We start from the raw sequence: 19112 nt of genomic DNA, 5'->3' as shown, positions 1-19112 counted from the left end.
GCGGGCAGAAGGCGAGCAGCGCGGCGCGCGTCAGGCGCCGGCGCCGGGGCACGGTCCTCCCGGGGGCATCGGAACGGCAGGCTCGAGGCGCGGGGACGGCGGCATGGGGAGAGCTCGGCCTGTGCGGCGTTCGGTGGATCGGGTGAGGTGGGGTGGGGGATGGTCGCCCGGTTCAGGGCGGTCGTCCAGCGGTTCGGGGGGCGGTTCGGGGGCGGCGGGCGCCGCGGCTGCGGGGCGTCGCAGGGCGGGAGCGGGCCCGACGGCGGAAACCCCAACGGGCGACGCGAGTTGGGCTTGCATTGCTCGACGACGGACGGTAGGGTCCCGCGCCGAATCGCCGGTCCCCATCGTCTAGCCCGGCCCAGGACTCAGCCCTTTCAAGGCTGCTACGCGGGTTCGAATCCCGCTGGGGACGCTCCGCTTTCCGTAAGTATTTCCGCGCAGTAGGCCCCAAGTGGCCGGTCCCTCGGACGATTCGTCGGACGAAACCAGGAGCGCGGCAGGGAGCGGAGGGAACGGGTCGCCCACGGGGTGCATGAGGTTCTCGGCCTCGCGCACATAGCCCATGGTCGTGGCGATGTCCTCGTGGCCGGCGCGGCGCATGATCTTGATCGGCTCGTCGCCGCGAAGGGCCATCCACGTGATGCCAGTCGCGCGCAGATCGTGGAAGGTGAGCTGTTTGCGGGTGGCGTCGTTCGCGAAGAGCTCGGCGCGCTCGATGCCGGCCCACCCGAGGTATTGCCGCAAGCGCACCGAGAGATCGCAGCTGGACGGCATGCTGATCACGCGGCCCCGGGATGCCTTTCCCTGCATCGCCAAGAGCAGCGGAAGCAGCGTGGGCTCGATGGGAATGCGGCGCGGGTTGTTTGTCTTCGTCTCTTTCACCTCGCCCGTCTCGGAGCGATCGATCGCCCGGTGGATGTGGATGACGCGCCGAGCGATGTCGACGTCTTCCCATTCGAGCGCTTCGAGCTCAGCGGCGCGCGTGTAGGTGTAGACCGAGAGCGCGAACAGCTGGCGCCAGCGGATCGGCACGCGGTCGCATGAGACCACGGCAAGGAACTCCGAGGGGAAGAGATAGCTCTTGCTCTTCTTCACCCCTTCATCCGGACCGCGGACACCGGCAGCGGGGTTGTCGTCGCGCACGCGCAGCGCCAGGACCTTGGAGCGGCAGGCGTCATCGAACAGCTTGGAGACGACCCCCCAAACGTTCTTGGCTGTCTTCCACGAGAGCTCTTTTTGGCAGAGCTCACGGGTCGCCGGGTCGGGGTTCGGCTCGGCCAGGGCATGCCGAACCGCTGCGTTAACCCATATCTTGCACGCGAGGGAGAAACTCACTCTCTCGACCTCGTGGAAAGCGTCCCCCGCGACAGCCGGCTCGCGGGTCGTGTCCCTGGGTGGCCAGGCGGTATCGCCCGCGAGCCGGAAGGCTTCAAGAGCGCCAGGGGGCCCTCAGAGGGCCGTCCTCTGCTGCGGTTGCTACGCCGCACCTCAACACCCGCGGGAGTGCTTCCGGTGACGTGTGGATGCGGCGTCGTTCACCGGCTGGAGCCGAACACCCGCCCTTTGGAGGAGGGCGCGATCGAAATCCGGCGCGTTCTCGTCGGCGCCGGCGGCGATCAGGCCGTCCTTGATCTTGCCGATCCAACGGTCGAGGAGGTCGCCGAGCGCGCCGCGCGTACACGATGCGGTCCCGAGCTCCGTTATCACCTGGCGGTAGACGTCGTCGAAGCGGTGGAAGCGCAGGTCGTTGTTCGACACGACCACGAAGCTCGTGGCGAAGCCGCGCGCCTGCGCGTCGAGCAGCGCGAGGCGCGCCATGAACGTCTTGCCGCGATCCCGGTTGTAGGAGCACGCATGGACTTTCGAGGGCAGGGCAGGGGGCCAGTCGCGAGATCCGTCCTGATCGTGAGACCCGTCCAGGTGAGGACGAGGCCGGAGGACGACGTCACTCAACTGCCCATGTGCGAGAGGTAGAGTCGGCCACCGCCGCGCTCGACGATGAGCTACAGAAAGTGGAAACGACCGCGAACGGTGGTCTTGAGATAGCTGATACCCCAGACGATGGGCCTCGCGCAGCCACTTCGACACGGTGGGCTGCGGGACACCGACTTGCTTGGCGTCGCGGCGAGGGCGCCCAGCCCGGCCATCCGCTGGACCATCTCTCTCGAAACGCCTCCTCATACGGCGGTCTCAAGCGAGCTCTCCGGGCTCGCCCTGATCACGATCTCCTGAACTCCACGGGCCGGACTGCCGAACCGAGGAGACGGCATCTTCTCTGACATACAGGGCGACCCGCGCCGCCGGTCGGATCCATGTCCTTGCTCTCGGTCGTCAAGCCCTGGGTCATCCGCGCCAGGGTGGCCCCATGACCCTGGCGAGCGGTCGGCCCCATGACCCTGGCGAACTCATGTCAGGCCACCTCGCGACTGGCCCCATAAGGGTGGCGAATACGCCGGAATCTGGCCCCATGTGCGTGGAGATCAACACTCTAGACGGCTTGCAATCTCCACGCCGATCGCTGATCTCACCCTGGCGAGCGCGATCTACAACGCGTTGCTAGCTGGGCGGCACAAGAAGTGATTCAGCGCTGACGCGCACTGACGCACACCGCCGGCGGTCGAGGTCCGGAGACGGGACTCCGTCCGCGCGTGCGCGCCGCTCTTGGGAGATACAAATGAGCTTTAGACAGTTGAGCATGACGGATGTACGAGGCGTGATCCATCGCTGGCAGGAAGGGCAGAGCGCCCGGCAGATCGCACGCGCCGGCGTGGTCGATCGAAAGACGGCGCTCCGGTACATCGAGACAGCGCGCCGGTGCGGGATCGAACCGCAGAGCGATATAAGCGACGAGCTCGTCGCCGAGGTCGCGCGGAAGGTGCAGGCGCGCCCGCACCCCACGCCGTCATCGGCGTGGCAGACGCTCGAAGCCCGCCGCGCTCAAATCGAAGGGTGGCTCATGGGCCCAAAGCCGTTACGGCTGGTCCGCGTGCAGAAGCGATTGGCGCTCGAGGGCGTGCAGGTGACATACAGCACGCTGCGGCGGTTCGCGCACAGGGAGCTCGGCTGGCGCGAGCGGCCTTCAGGCGTGTGCGTGAAGGAGGCGCCCCCGGCCAGCGAGGCGCTCGCCCAGAGCACGGCCAGCGGCCGTGACGAACAGGAACACCCTGACGAGCTCTGACCGGCGATCCGCGGAAGAGCCGGAGGTGGAGCTCGCACTGTCCGCCTCCGGCGAGGGGCCCGGGGGAGCCGCTCCCCGGGGCACCTCTCCGTCGATTCTCAGGCGGAGGTGCAGGCTGGATGATGCGTGTGGTGGTGGGCAATCCTCGAAGCTCCAGGAGAGCGAAAAACCAATAGACATGCGCTTCTTCTTTCCTGGCCTGTCTCGCTGGCCCCATGACGCCGAGAGCGGGGCGGCCCCATCACACTGAATATTGGCGTGCCGAGCGCGCACGGATTCGTGTTGACACGGCGGACTGGCGCTCGGGCGAGCTGGACGCCTCGTGGCTCGAGTGCTATCGTAGCTGCGGGCGAGGCCGCTTGACTCGACAAGCCGTTTGCCTTCCTATCCCCGATAGGCTCCCGATACCCCATGAGCAAGCAAGCCATCCGCCGCGAAGGCGCTTCTGCCGTGAACCGCGCACCGACGACTGCGAGCCCGGTCCCAGAAGCGGAGCCGGCGGCCCGGGGAGCCGCCGCGCCGCTGTCAGGTGCTCACCGCTTCGGGCCGGCGCAGCTCTCGCCCGGCGCGGCGCTCCAGCTCCAGCAGGCCGTCGGCAACCGCGCCGCACGCAGGCTCTTCGCGGACGCCGCGCCGGAGCCCGGCCGCGCCGCGGGAGCGGGGCTACCGAGCGAGCTCAAGGCCGGCATCGAGCGCCTGTCCGGGCTGTCGATGGACGACGTGCGCGTGCAGCGCCGCTCGGCAGAGCCGGCGCGGCTCGGCGCGCTAGCGTTCACGCGAGGCCCCGAGATCCACCTGGCCCCGGGGCAGGAGCGACACCTGGCACACGAAGCCTGGCACGTCGTCCAGCAGAAAGAGGGGCGGGTGCCGGCGACGGCAGAGCTCCACGGCCAGCCGATCAACGCCGACGCGGCGCTGGAGCGCGAGGCAGACACGATGGGCGCGCGGGCGTTTTCGACGGAGCAGAGCGGCTCGGCGGAAGCGTCACGCGGGGAGCCGTCCCGGGGAGCCGGCGTGGCGGAGATCTCGTCCTCCGTGGGGGTGGTCCAGCGGATGCGCGATCCGCAGGCGCAGGCCTCTGCCGGCCGCCCGTCGTTCACTCTCGCCCACAAGACGAAGACGGTCGCCCCCAGCCACGATACCCCTCGCCGCCCGATCCGCGAGCTGAAGACCGACCTCGACAAGCTGCGAAAGAAGGCGAACCCGAATGCTCCTAGGAGCGCGCGGAAAAAGGAAGACAAGCTCAAGGCTCAGCTCGACGAGAAGGCGGTGGAGGGCAGGGAGGCCGCTGAGAAGCTCTCCGACGAGGAGAAGGACGCGCTGCTGTCAGCTGGCTGGAAGCTCAATCCCGACGAGCTCGATATGTCGGGTCAGCTGCGGGATGGTCCGGGTCTCTCGGACAACCAGCTCCAGGCTATCGAGCGACTGTCGAGCTCCCCGGCGGGCAAGGTGTGGCTGTCCTACGCCGGCCTGTTCACAGAGCCCGAGGCGAACAACTACCTCAGCGAGAGCAAGTACTACGACTGGCTCCTGCTCGAGGCCGAGACACGGGTGCAGCTCGCGACCATGGCCTACAAACGTCGCATCGGCGCCAACCAGCGCACCCCCGCGTACACGCTGGGGCGGCATTTCATGATTCATCACGGCGACAGCGCAGAAAACCAGCAGGCCGAATCCACGCGCGATAGCGACGTGCGCTCCGCGTTCGTCGATACAATGTTGCACAGCACGATGAACACCGACGCGGAGGAGGCCGTCAGGGCCGGGGCCGTCGTCGAGAAGACCCACGGGGTCCACGGCGCGATTCGCAAGGCTTTGCCGTTCGGTGGGCAGGGTCGCATCCTCGACCCGCAACAGATCGCCTCCGAGAACATGCAGGCCGCCAGGATCCTGGAGAAGCTCTTCCTCGTGTTGCAGGCCGGACTGAAAATCTACGACAAGACAGCGAAGACTCACGTCGAGCTGCCGAATGCCACCGACGTAGCCCGGGCCCTCGCCCACGGCGGCCGGGTCAACATCCGCATTCCAGCGATCAAGGAGGGAGAGACCGGACGGGAGCTGCTCGACTTCCTCGGCATCACGACGGAGGGTAAGGGCGCCAAGGGGGCGGTGTTCACGCGCGGTTTCGGCACCCACAACCTGTGGATCAAACCGAACCCGAAGCAGGATGGCGGGCCGCCGGATGCAAGCCAGCGCGCCCCCTTCATCGAGCTGGGCGGCAAAGGTGCGGCCATACGCAATTTCGTGTCCAAGCTCAGACCGTCGGCCCAGCACGTGCACCAGTGGGGCATGAACGTGGCGGCGGGCGGGCTGGGCAAGCTCGACCACAACGGCGATGTCATCCTGCCCGACGGCGCTCACGGCCATATGTACATCGGCTTTACGGCGCCGGACGTAGGCCGCGACGGCGGCCTGTCGATCGGCATGGAGACCACGGGCCCAGGGGCGGCGAGCCAGGTCGGCTACGTCCACGGTCCGCATTCGACGGAGGCGACCGCGAACCCCGAGTCGAGCTTCGGCGGGCACAAGACCGACAAGATCGGCAGCGGTAGCCCGTTCGAGGTCAAGAAGCTGTGGAAGGGCCTGAGCGATGTCGACAAGGGGGAGTGGCAGGCAACGAACGCGCGCTACGTCGACCTCGGGGGTATCAACGGGGGCAACTGGCTCACGTACCTCAAGAGCTTGGAGGCGCACTTCGATGTCGCGAAGAACCGCGGCGAGAGGCGAGCCCTGGAGCTCCTCGTCGGGCCGAAGGCGAACTTTCGGGAACTCATGGATCGGGGAGCGGGGGACGACCGCGATTAGACCGAAGGACGTCGAACCCGTAGCCGTCGCCGAGGCGCGAGCACACGCCCACTACTCGATGCTACTCCACTCCGTATTTAACTCTGGCCTGCATCTCTTCCAGTAGGGTTGGAAACCGCTTCTCCGTAGCCACCAAGCGCGCGAGGTGCATCTCCGCCTTTGCTTGAGGGGTGACGGTTACCGTCTTATCGTCGTCCGCTTGGGCGTACGTGATGCTGTTCATGTTATTGACCATGGTGTTGTACGAATCATCTGCGGCCTTGCGCTCCTGGGTCGCGGCATTGGTCGCGAAATCCGGGTCGAAAGCATACCCGAGCTGATTGAGCTGCACCGTGCTGCTCACATCCTCGGCCTCGAGCAAGCTCCTCTGAGCGTCCCGATACTCTTTCGAGGTGAAGCCCGATGCGTCGGGGGTGCTGTGAGTGCCCGTCCCGATATGCGCCCGGTGCAGCGACTTCACCTCCTGGTAGGCGGGCGCCTCGTTCTCGAGCTTTCGCGCGCGCCCTGCGGTCCCCCGCTTCAAGCCCGATGTCTGGTTGAGCGGCTCGAAGCCGATGGTGTGCTCCGACTCGTGAGTGCTGCCAGATACATCGATGCCATAGAGCAACTTAAGCCGCTTTTGCTCCTCTTTCTTGCTTCCGTGCGTGCCCTCGTCGTACTTTCTCTTCCGGTCTTTCGGCATGCACTGGATAACAGGCTCATGGCTCGGCTCCGCTGAAGAGCCGCGCCATGCCGTCCCCTTCGCTCCGGCCGCCTGCCCGTCTGCCGGGGCTCGTTGCGGAGTGCCCCCATCCGCCTGTACCGCGCCCCGCGTTCCGAGGGCGGCGTCGCGCTGCAATTGTCCGTTCGACCTCTTTCCCATCAGGCGGCGCGCCGCGCGGTTGCCGATGGTCGCATGCAGCTCCAGGGCGGGGTGAAGAGGGGACGGGGAAAGGGGGGCGGTTGTCCTCGCCGCCTCTCGACCGCTCGTGACTCGAGCCTGATGCAAAATCCGCTGCTGTGCCATCGTGTGTCACCTCGCTGGCCTCGACCGCAGTCGCAGGGCGAGCTCCATGCTAACGCAGAGGTTTTGCGGCAGTCCAGCGTGCAGCCTGCAGTTCTTGTTTCAGCCTCATGGGGCCACTCGATGGCTGACTTATGCAGCCTCATGGGGCCATTCGATCTTCAGGTTCATGGGGCCACCTGCAGGGACACGATAGCGGCGCTGGAGCCGATTCCTCTATTGCGCGTCGCACGCTGCCTGGGTGAAGATGAGAGCCGCGGAGCGAGGCCAAGAGCCTGGAGCGGGCTGGTCCGCGTCCCACCACGACGACTTCTTCCATGCAGGCGCCGCATCACAAGGTCTCAGAAGAACCGGAAAGCGCCCCGGACCTGTCGGGCGGCGAGCCCTTCGCGCGGTCGCTCGATCACCTCATGGCCGAGCTCGATCGCGTCGATCGGATGGTGCGCCTCGGCGTCGCTCAGGCACGTCTAGCGGCAGAGGAGGATTCGTTCCCCGGCCTTACCATCTCCGAGGCCGAGATCGACGCGCTGCTCGAGCGGGCGCCGGGCGAGCCCCACTGGACGACTGGGCCTGAGGGGCCGGAGGTGATCGCGGTCAAAGAGGCGATCGAGAGGCAGGCCGCCGTGCTTTCGCGCCGCGCGGCGGAGAGCGGGAGGCGCGGCGTCCCTCTTCGCCTCGTGGCGCTCGCCGAGCGGTTCGGGCTGACGCGCTTCGACCTGGATGTGCTCCTGCTCGCGCTCGCGCCCGAGATCGACCTTCGCTACGAGCGCCTCTTTGCGTATCTCAACGACGATATCACGCGCAAGCGCCCGACGGTGAACATCGGGCTCTTCCTGCTCGCTGCTTCGTTCGAGGAGCGCATCGCCGCGCGACGCCATTTCGCGCCGCGCGCCCCGCTCGTGCGCCATGCTCTGCTCCGCGGCCTCGATGCCGCCGCCCGGCAAGGCTCGCTCCTGGCCGCCCCGCTCGAGGTGGAGGAGCGCATCATCTGGTATCTGCTCGGCAGCGAGGAGCTCGACCCGCGCCTCGGCCGCGCTGTGCGGCTCGTGCATCCTCGAGCGCGGCTCGAGGATCTGCTCCTGCCCGAGGAGACCAAAGAGAGCCTGCTCCGGCTCGCCGCGTCGCATCGGGGGCAGACGTGGCCCGTGGTGACGCTGAAGGGGCCGGAGAGCGTGGGGAAGAGGTCGCTCGTCGAGGCCCTCTGCAGGGAGATCGGCGTCCCCGTGCTCGTTGTGGATCTCGAGGCGCTCCTCGCCGAGGGAGGCGCGCCCTTTCGCGCGGCGCTGCCGCTCGTCGCGCGCGAGGCGAGGCTGTGGAGCGCGGCGCTTTGCTGGGATGGATCCGGCGCGCTCGGCGCCGCGGACCGGAAGGCGCTCGAGCTCGCCGTGGCGGCGGCGATCGCCGAGCACGATGGGCCCGTGTTCCTTCTGGAGCGTGGGCCGTGGGCGCCTGCGGGCGCGCTGGGCGGGCGTCCGCTCATTCGCCTGGAGATCCCCCGGCCTCGCATGGCCGAGCAGGCAGCGCTGTGGAACGCCGCGCTCCGCGCCGGCGACGCGCCGGCGATGGCCATCGACGTCGCAGCGCTGACGAGCCGCTTCCGCTTGACCGGCGGGCAGATCCACGACGCTGTCGCCGCGGCGCGCGCCCTCTGTCTCACGCGCGGACAGGGCGCGGTCATGAGCACGGCCGATGTGCTCCAGGCGTGCCGGCTCCGGCACGGCGGCAAGCCGAGCTCCCTCGCGCGCAAGGTGCCGCTCGCGCATCGGTGGGACGACGTTGTCCTCCGCGAGGATCGGCGGGAGCTCCTCCGTGCCATCTGCCGGTTCATGCAGCAGAGAAACCAGGTTTTTGTCGCGTGGGGCTTCGATGACAAGCTCTCGCTGGGCAAGGGGCTCTCGGCCCTCTTCTCGGGCCCGCCGGGGACGGGCAAGACCATGGCCGCGGCGGTGATCGCGAGCGAGCTTGAGCTCGACCTCTACCAGATCGATCTGTCGCAGGTGGTGAGCAAATACATCGGCGAGACGGAGAAGCACCTCGGCGAGCTGTTCGACGAGGCCGAGGCCACGAGCGCGATCCTGTTCTTCGACGAAGCCGACGCGCTCTTCGGCAAGCGGACGGAGGTGCGGGACGCGCACGACCGCTATGCGAACGTCGAGACGAGCTATCTGCTCCAGCGCATCGACGCGCACGAGGGGGTGGTGATCCTGGCGACCAACCTCTTGAAGAACATGGATGAGGCCTTCATGCGGCGGCTGTCCTTCATCGTCGACTTCCCGTTCCCGAGCCCCAAAGAACGCGCGGCCATCTGGAAGAGGGCTTTTCCTGCCGAGACGCCGCTCGATCCCGACGTCGATTTCGAGCTCCTTGGCGCCCGGCTGGAGCTCGCCGGCGGCTCGATCCGGAACGTGGCGCTCGCCGCGGCGATGCTCGCGGCGGAGCAAGCAGCGGCGGTGGGGATGTGGCACCTCTTCCGGGCGGCGCGGCTCGAATTCCAGAAGATGGGCAAGGTGGTGAAGGACGAGACCTTCGGTTAGGTCACACCCTACAGCCGGTGAAGGTCGATCGGTCGGCCATGAAACGCTGTCGAGCGCGCACGAGGGAGCGGTTTACCATGAGAGATCCCGCAGGATGGGTCCTCCGCCAGGTGAGCGAGAGCCTGGGCACGCTGGTCCGCGAGAACGTATTTCTCAACGATCCTCCGGGCCCGGCGTCTCCGGTTGATGAAGATCATGATTCGCTTTACCACGGCCGCCGACCTGGAGACCTGGAGGACGTGGACAGGGTGGAGGTCAAGTATCACTCTCCCTCGGACGAGCCTGATTCAGGGCAGGGGCGTTCTCCGCTTATCCTGGTCTATTTGTATCGGGTAGCCAACAATCCCTACCTGATCAACGAGCCCCCGTCGATCGTGAGAACGGGGACCGGCTTCGTCCGTCGCGCGGCGCCGCTCGCCGTCGATCTCTCCTACATGATGGTCCCGTACGCCCAGAACGCGGAGAACGAGCTCATGCTCGTGAGCAAGCTCAAGCGGCTGTTTTCCGACTGCCCCGTGCTCGAGGACAAGAGCCCGAACGGCGTGCTGTCCGTTACAGGCAACGAACGGCTGCCCGTCCTGTCGGACGCGCCGAGCATGGAGCAGATCCATCAGATCTGGGCGGGTTTTCCGAACAAACCCTACCGACTCTCGCTCTTCTATACGGTGACGCCCGTGCGCATCCCGCGCGCCGCCACGGAGGAGGGAGCCCTCGTCCGCAAGGTCCAGTCCACCTTCCGCGTGAACTCGCCCACCGAGGGGAGCCCGCCCTCCCCGGAAGAGTGGGTGATCGACACAGATCCCCGATCGCCGGGCTGACTCCATGAGGTTGACGAGATCATCGTTCCACAAGGCATTGCTGGTCCCATGAGGGCGACAAAACGATCGCCTGGGGATAGACCCGGCCCCATGATTGTGACGAACGATCGCATCGGGCATCATCAGACCGCGTTGACAACTCCGGCAAAGGGAACCTAATGTCCAGTCGCGCTTCGGGGGGTAGCCGAGATCAGCTGGCGGACTCCGCCCTCGCGACCTTGTCCTCCCAGCATCTCCTTCTCCTCAAAGAGAGGTGGAGGGAGAGACCCTCGAAGGCGGCCTCCACCGTTCCCTCCGTAGGGAAGAGGCCATGGGGAAGAGGCCGAGGTCTGTCGCAATGCGGTGTGTGTCGAAGAGGATCTGGCAACCTCCTTCGTCCGGATCGTCTCTGGAAAGGTTGAACCCGTGTCCAACTATTTGTATCCGGGCGTCTACATCGAAGAAATTCGGGGACCGCAGCAGATCTCTGGCGTCGGTACCAGCACCACCGCCTTCGTGGGATGGACAGAAAAAGGGCCGGACGAGCCCACGCTGATCGATAGCTGGAACGCTTTTCTGGCGAAATTCGGGAACTTCACGTGGGGCTATAACGTCCCGTTTGCGGTATACAATTTCTTCGCCGAGGGCGGCGCGTACGCGTACGTCGTGAGCGCGAAGGCGAGCGATGGCCTCGCCGCGGCGACGGTCGTGGTTGCGCCTTTCCAGTTCACGGCGTCGTCACCGGGCCTGTGGGGCAACGATCTCGCCATCGCGATCGAAAACTACCCTTGGGAGGACACTCCCAGCACGACCCTCACGCCCACCTTCGGCGTCCGCGTCCTCTACTCCGCCGCAAAGGTGGAACAAGACGACAGCAAGAAGACTGTCCTCGAGCGTCTCATCACTCGCTACATCAAGAACAATAATCTCGATTCTGCCAAGATCACCCGCACTGTTGATTATTACGTCATTGAAGAGTTCCCTGGGCTGACCACCAAGGATCTCAAGAAAGGAGCGAACGGGCAACCTAGCTCGCTGGAGGCCAAGATCAACGGCCAATCGCTCTTCATCCGTGTCACGGTCAACGCCGAGACGCCACCGGCGCCCACCGCTCTCGCCCCGGCGTTGCTCGTGACCGGCGCTGACTCCGCGTCGGGCGCTCCGGTCGACTACCAAGACGCGCTCGCCAGGCTCGATCCGATCACCGACGCAAGCCTCCTCGTGATGCCCGACACGGGCATGTTGGACGATCTCAAGACGCAGCAAGCGACGATTCAGCAGGGTATAAATTACTGCGAAGGTCGGACTCCTTGCGACATGTTCATGATCGCAGACGCCCCTTTCTGGCTGGACCCGCCGACGCTCAGGTCGTTCAAGAGAGGCGAACCGCTGACTCCCCCTGGAGCAACCGCAGCCATTGACCTGGAGAACGCGCTCAACTCGGACCGCGGCGCGATCTACTATCCATGGATCGATTTCTTCAATACGTCGACGGCGCGCAGCATCACGATCCCTCCCTCCGGGGCCATCGCAGGGACCTATGCCGAGACCGATAGCCGCGTCGGCGTGTTCAAGGCTCCGGCGGGTATCCGCGACGGCAAGCTGTCGTCGGCGGTGAGCCTCACGGCGCTCGTCACGGAGAAGGCTCAAGGTATCCTCAACCCGGATGGCATCAACGCCATACGGAGCCTGCCGACCTACGGCATCGTGACGTACGGCGCGCGCACCTTGTCGACGGACCCGAGCCTCATCTACATCAGCGTACGCAGGCTGCTAACGTACATCGAAATGTCGCTCTACCGGGGCCTGCAATGGGTCGTGTTCGAGCCGAACGATCAGAAGCTCTGGGGCACGGTCCGTCGCGACGTGACCGTGTTTCTGACCCAGGTGTGGACGGCGGGAGGCCTCTTCGGCGCCAAGGACTCGGACGCGTTCGAGGTGAAGGTGGACGCGTCGAACAACCCTCCGGCGACGAGGAACCAGGGGCTCCTCTATATCGACATCAAGGTGGCCCCCGTACGGCCTGCGGAGTTTGTCGTGCTCCGCATTCAGCAGCAGACGCTACCATCGGCTTGATCGAGCCTGATGTGGAGCCCTCCGGGGCCGGGCATCAAGAGAGGCTATAGTTATCATGGCGGAGAGAACGGACCCTTACAGGAATTATCGGTTCCGCGTCGAGATCGCGAGCATTCAGGTCGCCGCCTTCGCAAGCGCTACGATCCCGGACGAGTCATCGGACCAGATCGAGTACCGCGAGGGCACCGATCCCTTCACGCGCAAGCTCTCCGGGTATCCCAAGGTGGGGTCGCTCACTCTCAAGCGCGGCGTCACGACGTCGATGGAGCTTTACGAGTGGTGGCAGATCGTCCGCCAGACCGGCACCGGTGTGCCGAACGCTCGGAGGAATATCTCGATCATCCTCGTCGATGACGCCGGCAACGACGCCGCGCGCTGGGACCTGGTCGGGGCCTGGCCGTCGAGGTACCAGGCGGGCGATCTCGACGGCAAGGGGAGCGACGTCCTCATCGAGACGCTCGAGGTGGCGGTGGAGACCATCAAGCGCACGCAATGACGGCGTCAGAGAGAGAGAGGAAGCTGAAATGACCGCGCTGACCACCGAATTCCCATTTGTCTTGAAGCTCGGCTACGCTGACGAAAATGGCGATCTTCACAAGGAAGGCACCATGCGCCTCGCGACCGCGGCCGATGAGATCCTGCCGCTGCGCGACAGCCGCGTTCAGCAGAACCAGAGCTACCTCTCCATCATCCTCCTCTCGCGCGTCGTGACGCGGCTCGGCACGCTGCACACCGTCACGCCCAAGGTCATCGAAGGCCTGTTCGCGGCGGATTTCGCGGCTCTTCAGGAGATGTATAACCGCATCAACGAGCGGGGGCGAAACGCAGTCGAGGTGCTCTGTCCGAAATGCAACCATGGGTTCGAGTTCGAGGTGGAAACGTCCCGGGACCAATGAAGGGCTATCCCCTCGATGCGATGCACGAGGAGATAGCCTTTCTCGCGTACTATTTTCACTGGGAGTACGACTCGCTGCTCAGGCTCGAGCACCGCGAGCGCAGGCGGTGGTGCGAAGAGGCGAGCAAGATCAACCGGGAGATCATGGGTTCCGGAAAGAAGGAGCGGTCGCTGCTCGACTTCTGATCGCGAGGCGAGCGGACGGCCTTCGGTCCTGGGTGTAACCGTGGCGTGAGGGAGGCGGTATGGCGAACGGCGGCAGGGGCTCGTCGTCGGGCGGACGTGCGGCACGGAAGGATCCGTACCTGGGCTTCAACTTTCAGGTCGAGATCGGATCGCTGATCGTGGGCGGGTTCAGCAGCATCAGCGGCTTGCGAATCCAAACGGCGGTCGAGTCGCGCCGCGAGGGCGGCGTCAACACGCATGAGCACCGGCTGCCCGGCCCCACCTCGTACACGGATCTCATCCTTCGGCGCGGGATGTCCGATATGGACAATCTATGGAGCTGGTACCAGCAGGTCATCGCCGGGAAGTTCAGCCGCTACGACGGGACCGTCCATCTCATGGACCGGACCGGTGCATTCCTCAAGCAGTGGCACTTCCGGAGCGCCTACCCGATCGCCTGGGAAGGTCCCGAGTTCGACGCAGCCTCAAACCAGGTGCTGTTTCAGTCGCTGACGCTGGCGCACGACGGGATCTTCGAGGCATAGGGGCCTGAGCGATGCTGGATCGGGTACAGCGCAAGCAGGTCAATCGCCCAGCGTGGCCGAGCGCGGCTCGGGCCGCCATGCGCTCATCGCGCGAGATCCGCGAGCGGTACGGGCGAGGCGAGCCGCTCAGACCTCGTCCGCTCCGCCTGACCCACGTTGCCGTCGGGGCATCCACGGTCATCCAGCCGGTGTGGTTCACGCTCAAGCTTGCGGTGTTTCAGGCGCTCGGCGCCGCGCTCCGCGCGAGCGCCCACCGGAGCTCGCCCGGAGCGCGGGCCGAGCGATACGAGCGAGCCGCGCTGCGGCGGCGGACGATGGACGAGGTCGGCCCGGAGGTGGGGCGGCTCGGGCGGCAGTTGCGGCCAGCGATCGGTGCCTCGCACGCGCGCCCTCGGGTCGCCGCCACGGGCGGCCGAGCGGGTGTGACCGACCACGATGCCCGCAGCGTGGGCGACGGTGCCCGCAGCGTGGGCGCTGCGCTCGCGGTGAGCCTACCGCGCGCCGTGGCGACAGTGCTGCGCTCCACCCTCGCGGCGCGAACGTGGCGCTCCCCGGAGCCTCGGCGCGTGCGAGCCTCTGCGGCCCTTCTGCGCCGGACCGTCGCACGCCTGCTGCTCGCGCGCTTGCCACTCCTCGGCTCGTCGCCCCCAGGCGTGCTGCTCGTGCGAAAGCCCCTCGACGAGGGGCGCGTTTCAGAGCACGCGCGACCGGAGATGCGCGGCGCGCGTTCGTGGCATGTACCCGCTGCCTCCCCGCAGGCGCCGCGCCGGTATGGCACCGGCCAGGCGTGGCGAACGTTGGCAGCGCCTCTCCGGCTGTTGCTCTCGATCGTTACGGAGCAAGCCACGCGGACAGCGCCTTCTGACACGCCACGCCGCTTGGCGACGGCGCTGTTCGCCTTGCCGTTTCAGCTCGCCGTTCGCCCTCCCTCCGTGATGCTCCCCCGAGCTCGAAGCGTGCCCGCGACCTACCCGAGACAGGGCGTCATCAGGCGCGAGAGCACCGCGTCTCTCATGCTCTTCCCTGGAGCCCCAGACGCAGCCCTCGTCCGCTCGGCGCCGAAGAGCGCAGCTCCTCGCGCTGTTGCTGTGCGCCGGCGCGCGAGGGAGGGGGAGCGAGGGGCGCGGGGTTCCCGGCTATCTCGAACCGGAGAGGCGCTTCGGGGATACCGGACGAGCGCCGCCCATCAAGCGTTCGGGCGCACGACGGGCGGCGGCTTCGCGGCGGCGTTGCGCGCGGGCCGAGCCTTGCTTCCCTGGCGCGAAGCTGGGAACCCCAGCATCCGCTTCGCGGCCGCTCGAGCGGCGCCCGGGCGCAGCGCGGCCGGCGCTGGAGCGGCGCTCGGGCGCCTCAGCCAGCATGTCTCTCGGCATCGGCCGGCGGCGGTGCACGTTGCCTCCACGGCCACACTCTCGCTCCCGGGCCCTTCGAACGGCAGTCTCGGCGGCAAGGGGCAAACACTGCAAACGTTCGCTGCTCCCTTCCGGCCTTTGTCCTCGATGACCACCCATGTAGCCGCGCCGGCAGCCGACGCCCACGCGTCGCACCGACCGACGGCAGCGTTCCGCGCGCCTGCCGATCGCGTACTCACCCATCCTTCGCAGCTCCTGCAGGTTGGTCCGTTGCCCTCGCTCGAGCACCGGGGGGCTCTCGCGGCTGCCCGCCCGACCGAGAGCGCGCCCGCCGCTGCGCGTGCCCGCTCACCGCTCTCTCTTCCGCACATGCAGGCCGAGCTCGAAGGCGCGCGGGCGCCTCGATCGGCTCCCTCGAGAGAGCCACGGCTCGCTGACCAGCCCTCGCAGGCGGAGCTGCGAAGGCTCATCGATCGTCTGATGGCGGAGATGGACAGGCGGATTCGCCACCGCGAGGAGCGGACGGGGCTGCGATGACCCTGAGCAAAGCGATCATCAAGAATATTGATACGGGCGAGCAGATCGAGGTGATGTACAACCCGGATCAATACACGAGCTCGTCCCAGATCCTGTACTCGGGGAGGGCCGGGACGTTGCAGTTCGACCGCCTGGAGCGGCTGCCGTTCACCGTGAAGCTCTTTTTTGATACGTACGAGAAGGGCACCGACGTGCGCGCGTTGATCAAACCCATCGCCGCGCTCCAGATGCCTACGGTCGGTCAGGGGGAAAAGCGCCGGCCGCCCCTCTGCCTCTTCAGCTGGGGAGGTTTTTCTTACCAGGGGATCGTCAGCCAGCTCGACCAGCACTTCACCATGTTCCTCTCGACCGGCACCCCGGTCCGCGCCGATCTCACGGTCACATTTCAGGAGCAGCTCCTGCCGAGCGAGGTGGAGAAGGACGCCGGCCTCGATAACTGCCCAAAGCTCCACCTGGTCAAGGTGGGAGAGCGGCTCGACGCCATCGCGGCCCGGGAGCTCGGGGACGCCAGCGCATGGCTCTGGATCGCCAGGGCCAACAACATCGATGATCCGCTGCGCTTCCCGACGCCGGAGCAGATCGGGACGCTCCTCGCGATCCCTGACGCGGCCGATCTACCGAAGAGCGACGCACTCTCTCAGGGCGGCAACGCTGCCGGAGCGGATCGGTAATGGGCGTCGTCTCGGTCACCGTTGCGGGCAAGCCGCTTCCGGACAGCATGAGCGCCGCGCTCGCCCGCGCCGAGGTCGATCAGGAGTTGAACCTCCCCTCGACGTGCGCCGTCGAGGTCGGCAGCGTCGACTTCAAGCGCTCTGTTTTTCAGGGGATCGATCTGACCTCCGCCCGCATCGGCGACCCTGTCGCGGTGGGCTTCGGCATGGAGAGCACGAAGCCCATCTTCGAAGGCCGCCTCGGCGCGCTGGAGATGGTCTTCGGCGACGAGAGCGTCGTCGAGATCCAGGGCTATGACGCGCTCTACCGCCTCCAGTTCGGGACCACGACGCGCACGTTCGAGAGATCGAGCGACACCCAGATCGCCACCCGCATCGCCCGCGACAACGGGCTCGACATTCGCGCCGACGACAGCGGCGTGACCTACCCGTACGTGATCCAGGCCGATCAGAGTGATTTCGCGTTCCTCTCCGCGCGCGCGGCCCGGATCCATTTCGAGCTCTTTGTGACAGGGCGCACGCTCTACTTTCGCCGGAGCATCGCGGGCCAGTCGCCGACGACGAAGCTGCGCCTCGGCCTGGATCTCACGACGCTGACCGTGCGAGCTCGGGCGCTCAAGCAAGGGTCGCGCGTGACGCGCGTGGGCTGGGATCCGAAGAAGAAGCAGTCCATCGTCGCGACCGTGAGCTCCGGCCCCGCGTCGCTCCGCATGGGCGGCCAGAAGACGGGCTACGAGCTGTCCGCTGCCTACGCGGCCTCACCCGTGTCGGCGATGGACCCGGAGATCCTCGACCAGAAGAGCGCGCGCGCCATCGCCGAGGCGACGTACGAGGCCGACATCGAGGGGTTCATCGAGGTCGAGGCGTCCGCGACCGGAAACCCCGCGCTCCGGCCCGGGGTCAACGTCGAGATCGAGGGCATCGGCGACCGCTTCAGCGGCCTCTATTACGTGACCGCGGCAAAACACATCTATACGCAACAGGATGGCTATACGACCAACATCTCGCTGCGGAGGACCGGCGTATGAACGCGTGGCAGGGGAGCAATGCGCACCATGAGCGATCCATGACCGGCGTGATCGTCGGGATCGTCGAGGAGACGACGGGCGACCCGGAGAGGCTCGGGCGCATCAAGGTGCAATACCCGCTGTTTGGCGCCACGATCATGTCGAACTGGTGTCGCGTCGCATCCTTCTTCGCCGGCAAGGACGTCGGTGCGTATTTTCTTCCCGCGAAGGGCGACGAGGTGCTGGTCATCTTCGAGGCGGGCAACTTGAACGTGCCTTATGTGATCGGCTCGCTGTGGAACGGGCAGGATCGCCCTCCCGTCGCCGGCGAGCAGAAGCAGCAGGACGTGCGCATGATCAAGACGCGGAGCGGCAGCCATATCTGCATCGACGACACGCCCGGCGCCGAGAAGATCGAGGTGACCGACAAGAGCGGTGGCAAGATCGTCCTCGATTCCAAGCCTGGCGCCGAGAAGATCGAGGTGACCGACAAGAGCGGCGACAAGGTCGTCCTCGACGCCGTGAAGAGGAGCGTCACCATCGCCGCGGGCGGCGACATCGACGTGTCCGCTGGGCCGGGGAAGATCACGCTGAAGGCCACGCAGATCGAGCTATCAGCGACGGCGACGGTGAAGATATCGGCGCAGGCTCAGGTGGAAGTCTCGTCGACGGGCGATGTCGCCGTGAAGGGCGCGCTCATCCGGCTGAACTGAGGAAATCTATGGGACTGCCGGCAGCCAAGCAAGGAGATCGCGTGCAGGCGCTCGACACGCATATCGTTCTCGTGCCTTCGCCTACGGGCCCGGTGCCTGTCTCGCAGCCGTTCCCGTTCAACGGGATCATCACCGGCGACCTCTGCCCGAGCGTCCTCATCGAGGGGCGGATGGCCGCCGTCCTCGGATCGACCGCGACCAACATCCCGCCTCACATCCCGGTCGGCGGTACGTTCGCGGTGCCGCCAACGAACCAGGCGCAGATCGTCAAGGGCAGCGCGACGGTGATGTTCGGAAAGCGCCCGGCCGCGCGGGCCGCCGACCGCGCCCTGACCTGTAACGATCCTGCTCCGCTGCCTTCCGGGACCGTCCTTGCGCAGAGCAGCGTCCTCGTCGGAGGGTAGCGTGAAAGGGTCGAAGAACTTCCTCGGCGCAGGGTGGTCGTTCCCCGTGACGCTCTCGGGCGGGAAGGTGGAGCTCGCGTCCGACGAGCTCAAGGTGCGCCAATCGATCCAGCTGATCCTCGGCACCTCGCCCGGGGAGCGGGTGATGGAGCCGGAGTTCGGCAGCAGGATCTGGGAGCTCGTCTTTGCTCCGCAGAGCCCGGCGACGTTCTCCCTCGCCTCGTTCCACGTGAAGCAGGCGCTGGAGCGGTGGGAGCCGCGCGTGGAGGTCGAGGACGTCCGCGCCTCGATGGACCCGAAGCGGCCGGGGGTGATGCTCATCGCCATCGATTATGTCGTGCGCTCGAAGAACCAGCGCGGAAACCTCGTTTACCCGTTCTACCTCAACCAGAAATGAGCGCGACAGGCAGATCGGATGTAACGACAG

15 protein-coding genes, 1 tRNA gene and 2 pseudogenes are annotated in these 19112 nt (G+C 66.6%); 15 read left to right on the top strand and 3 right to left on the bottom strand.

Going from position 1 to position 19112, the window contains the following annotated elements:
* Window positions 1-340 precede the first annotated feature (340 nt).
* A tRNA-Glu gene (locus tag WMF46_RS22570) sits at window positions 341-415 on the top strand.
* 188 nt (window positions 416-603) lie between these two features.
* On the opposite strand, the pseudogene WMF46_RS22565 reads toward WMF46_RS22570, so the two are convergent.
* Together WMF46_RS22565 and WMF46_RS22560 are read right to left on the bottom strand one after the other, a co-directional pair.
* Window positions 604-1035 (bottom strand): annotated as a pseudogene (locus WMF46_RS22565) (tyrosine-type recombinase/integrase); the annotation flags it as partial.
* Window positions 1036-1491: 456 nt separating this feature from the next.
* Window positions 1492-1833, bottom strand: a pseudogene (locus tag WMF46_RS22560) (BREX system ATP-binding domain-containing protein); the annotation flags it as partial.
* An 865-nt stretch (window positions 1834-2698) separates the two neighbouring features.
* On the opposite strand from WMF46_RS22560, the gene WMF46_RS22555 reads away from it, so the two are divergent.
* Both WMF46_RS22555 and WMF46_RS22550 read left to right on the top strand, forming a co-directional pair.
* On the top strand, window positions 2699-3181 hold the full coding sequence (locus WMF46_RS22555) for a hypothetical protein (protein ID WP_437987478.1): 483 nt from the start codon (window positions 2699-2701) through the stop codon (window positions 3179-3181).
* Between the two features lie 411 nt (window positions 3182-3592).
* Window positions 3593-5986 (top strand): eCIS core domain-containing protein, encoded by a 2394-nt coding sequence (locus WMF46_RS22550; protein ID WP_437987477.1) that lies wholly within the window; start codon window positions 3593-3595, stop codon window positions 5984-5986.
* A 61-nt stretch (window positions 5987-6047) separates the two neighbouring features.
* Here WMF46_RS22550 and WMF46_RS22545 read toward each other — a convergent pair whose 3' ends face one another.
* Window positions 6048-6992, bottom strand: a complete 945-nt coding sequence (locus WMF46_RS22545; protein ID WP_437987476.1) for a hypothetical protein — start codon at window positions 6990-6992, stop codon at window positions 6048-6050.
* Between the two features lie 314 nt (window positions 6993-7306).
* On the opposite strand from WMF46_RS22545, the gene WMF46_RS22540 reads away from it, so the two are divergent.
* The 12 genes from WMF46_RS22540 to WMF46_RS22485 all read left to right on the top strand — a co-directional run bounded on the left by WMF46_RS22540 (window position 7307) and on the right by WMF46_RS22485 (window position 19082).
* Window positions 7307-9523 carry an AAA family ATPase gene (locus WMF46_RS22540; protein ID WP_437987475.1) on the top strand — a complete coding sequence of 739 codons (2217 nt, stop codon included), beginning with the start codon at window positions 7307-7309 and terminating at the stop codon, window positions 9521-9523.
* Between the two features lie 77 nt (window positions 9524-9600).
* Window positions 9601-10341 carry a DUF4255 domain-containing protein gene (locus WMF46_RS22535; RefSeq protein ID WP_437987474.1) on the top strand — a complete coding sequence of 247 codons (741 nt, stop codon included), beginning with the start codon at window positions 9601-9603 and terminating at the stop codon, window positions 10339-10341.
* Between the two features lie 405 nt (window positions 10342-10746).
* Window positions 10747-12396, top strand: a complete 1650-nt coding sequence (locus WMF46_RS22530) for a phage tail sheath family protein (RefSeq protein ID WP_437987473.1) — start codon at window positions 10747-10749, stop codon at window positions 12394-12396.
* A 55-nt stretch (window positions 12397-12451) separates the two neighbouring features.
* Window positions 12452-12892, top strand: a complete 441-nt coding sequence (locus WMF46_RS22525; RefSeq protein ID WP_437987472.1) for a phage tail protein — start codon at window positions 12452-12454, stop codon at window positions 12890-12892.
* Between the two features lie 28 nt (window positions 12893-12920).
* A complete protein-coding gene (locus WMF46_RS22520; protein WP_437987471.1) occupies window positions 12921-13292 on the top strand; it encodes a phage tail assembly protein in 372 nt (123 codons plus the stop codon).
* Window positions 13289-13477, top strand: coding sequence for a DUF6760 family protein (locus WMF46_RS22515; RefSeq protein WP_437987470.1), 189 nt, complete (start codon window positions 13289-13291; stop codon window positions 13475-13477). Before WMF46_RS22520 ends, WMF46_RS22515 begins: the two co-directional genes overlap by 4 nt.
* Before the next feature lie 59 nt (window positions 13478-13536).
* The gene (locus WMF46_RS22510; protein WP_437987469.1) at window positions 13537-14001 is read left to right on the top strand and encodes a phage tail protein; all 465 of its coding nucleotides are present in this window, start codon (window positions 13537-13539) and stop codon (window positions 13999-14001) included.
* Window positions 14002-15886: 1885 nt separating this feature from the next.
* Window positions 15887-16561, top strand: a complete 675-nt coding sequence (locus tag WMF46_RS22505) for a CIS tube protein (RefSeq protein ID WP_437987468.1) — start codon at window positions 15887-15889, stop codon at window positions 16559-16561.
* Window positions 16561-17589: a phage late control D family protein gene (locus WMF46_RS22500; RefSeq protein ID WP_437987467.1), complete on the top strand. Its 1029-nt coding sequence runs from the start codon at window positions 16561-16563 to the stop codon at window positions 17587-17589. Before WMF46_RS22505 ends, WMF46_RS22500 begins: the two co-directional genes overlap by 1 nt.
* Window positions 17586-18281 carry a phage baseplate assembly protein V gene (locus WMF46_RS22495; RefSeq protein ID WP_437987466.1) on the top strand — a complete coding sequence of 232 codons (696 nt, stop codon included), beginning with the start codon at window positions 17586-17588 and terminating at the stop codon, window positions 18279-18281. The genes WMF46_RS22500 and WMF46_RS22495 overlap by 4 nt, the downstream gene beginning before the upstream one ends.
* A gap of 8 nt (window positions 18282-18289) precedes the next feature.
* Window positions 18290-18685 carry a PAAR domain-containing protein gene (locus WMF46_RS22490; protein ID WP_437987465.1) on the top strand — a complete coding sequence of 132 codons (396 nt, stop codon included), beginning with the start codon at window positions 18290-18292 and terminating at the stop codon, window positions 18683-18685.
* 1 nt (window position 18686) lies between these two features.
* Window positions 18687-19082: a GPW/gp25 family protein gene (locus tag WMF46_RS22485; RefSeq protein WP_437987464.1), complete on the top strand. Its 396-nt coding sequence runs from the start codon at window positions 18687-18689 to the stop codon at window positions 19080-19082.
* The last annotated feature ends 30 nt before the right edge of the window (window positions 19083-19112 follow it).

This window comes from Sorangium sp. So ce117, assembly GCF_051524395.1.
GTDB classification, from domain to species: domain Bacteria; phylum Myxococcota_A; class Polyangia; order Polyangiales; family Polyangiaceae; genus Sorangium; species Sorangium cellulosum_B.
This window is presented reverse-complemented; position numbering and strand designations above follow the sequence as displayed.

Excerpts from the sequence above, each read along its gene's own strand:
- WMF46_RS22550 (WP_437987477.1), top strand. The coding sequence starts at position 3,593 with ATGAGCAAGCAAGCCATCCGCCGCGAAGGCGCTTCTGCCGTGAACCGC.
- WMF46_RS22495 (WP_437987466.1), top strand. The coding sequence starts at position 17,586 with ATGAACGCGTGGCAGGGGAGCAATGCGCACCATGAGCGATCCATGACC.
- WMF46_RS22500 (WP_437987467.1), top strand. The coding sequence starts at position 16,561 with ATGGGCGTCGTCTCGGTCACCGTTGCGGGCAAGCCGCTTCCGGACAGC.
- WMF46_RS22535 (WP_437987474.1), top strand. The coding sequence starts at position 9,601 with ATGAGAGATCCCGCAGGATGGGTCCTCCGCCAGGTGAGCGAGAGCCTG.
- WMF46_RS22520 (WP_437987471.1), top strand. The coding sequence starts at position 12,921 with ATGACCGCGCTGACCACCGAATTCCCATTTGTCTTGAAGCTCGGCTAC.
- WMF46_RS22555 (WP_437987478.1), top strand. The coding sequence starts at position 2,699 with ATGACGGATGTACGAGGCGTGATCCATCGCTGGCAGGAAGGGCAGAGC.
- WMF46_RS22490 (WP_437987465.1), top strand. The coding sequence starts at position 18,290 with ATGGGACTGCCGGCAGCCAAGCAAGGAGATCGCGTGCAGGCGCTCGAC.
- WMF46_RS22545 (WP_437987476.1), bottom strand. The coding sequence starts at position 6,992 with ATGGCACAGCAGCGGATTTTGCATCAGGCTCGAGTCACGAGCGGTCGA.
- WMF46_RS22510 (WP_437987469.1), top strand. The coding sequence starts at position 13,537 with ATGGCGAACGGCGGCAGGGGCTCGTCGTCGGGCGGACGTGCGGCACGG.
- WMF46_RS22540 (WP_437987475.1), top strand. The coding sequence starts at position 7,307 with ATGCAGGCGCCGCATCACAAGGTCTCAGAAGAACCGGAAAGCGCCCCG.
- WMF46_RS22515 (WP_437987470.1), top strand. The coding sequence starts at position 13,289 with ATGAAGGGCTATCCCCTCGATGCGATGCACGAGGAGATAGCCTTTCTC.
- WMF46_RS22525 (WP_437987472.1), top strand. The coding sequence starts at position 12,452 with ATGGCGGAGAGAACGGACCCTTACAGGAATTATCGGTTCCGCGTCGAG.
- WMF46_RS22505 (WP_437987468.1), top strand. The coding sequence starts at position 15,887 with ATGACCCTGAGCAAAGCGATCATCAAGAATATTGATACGGGCGAGCAG.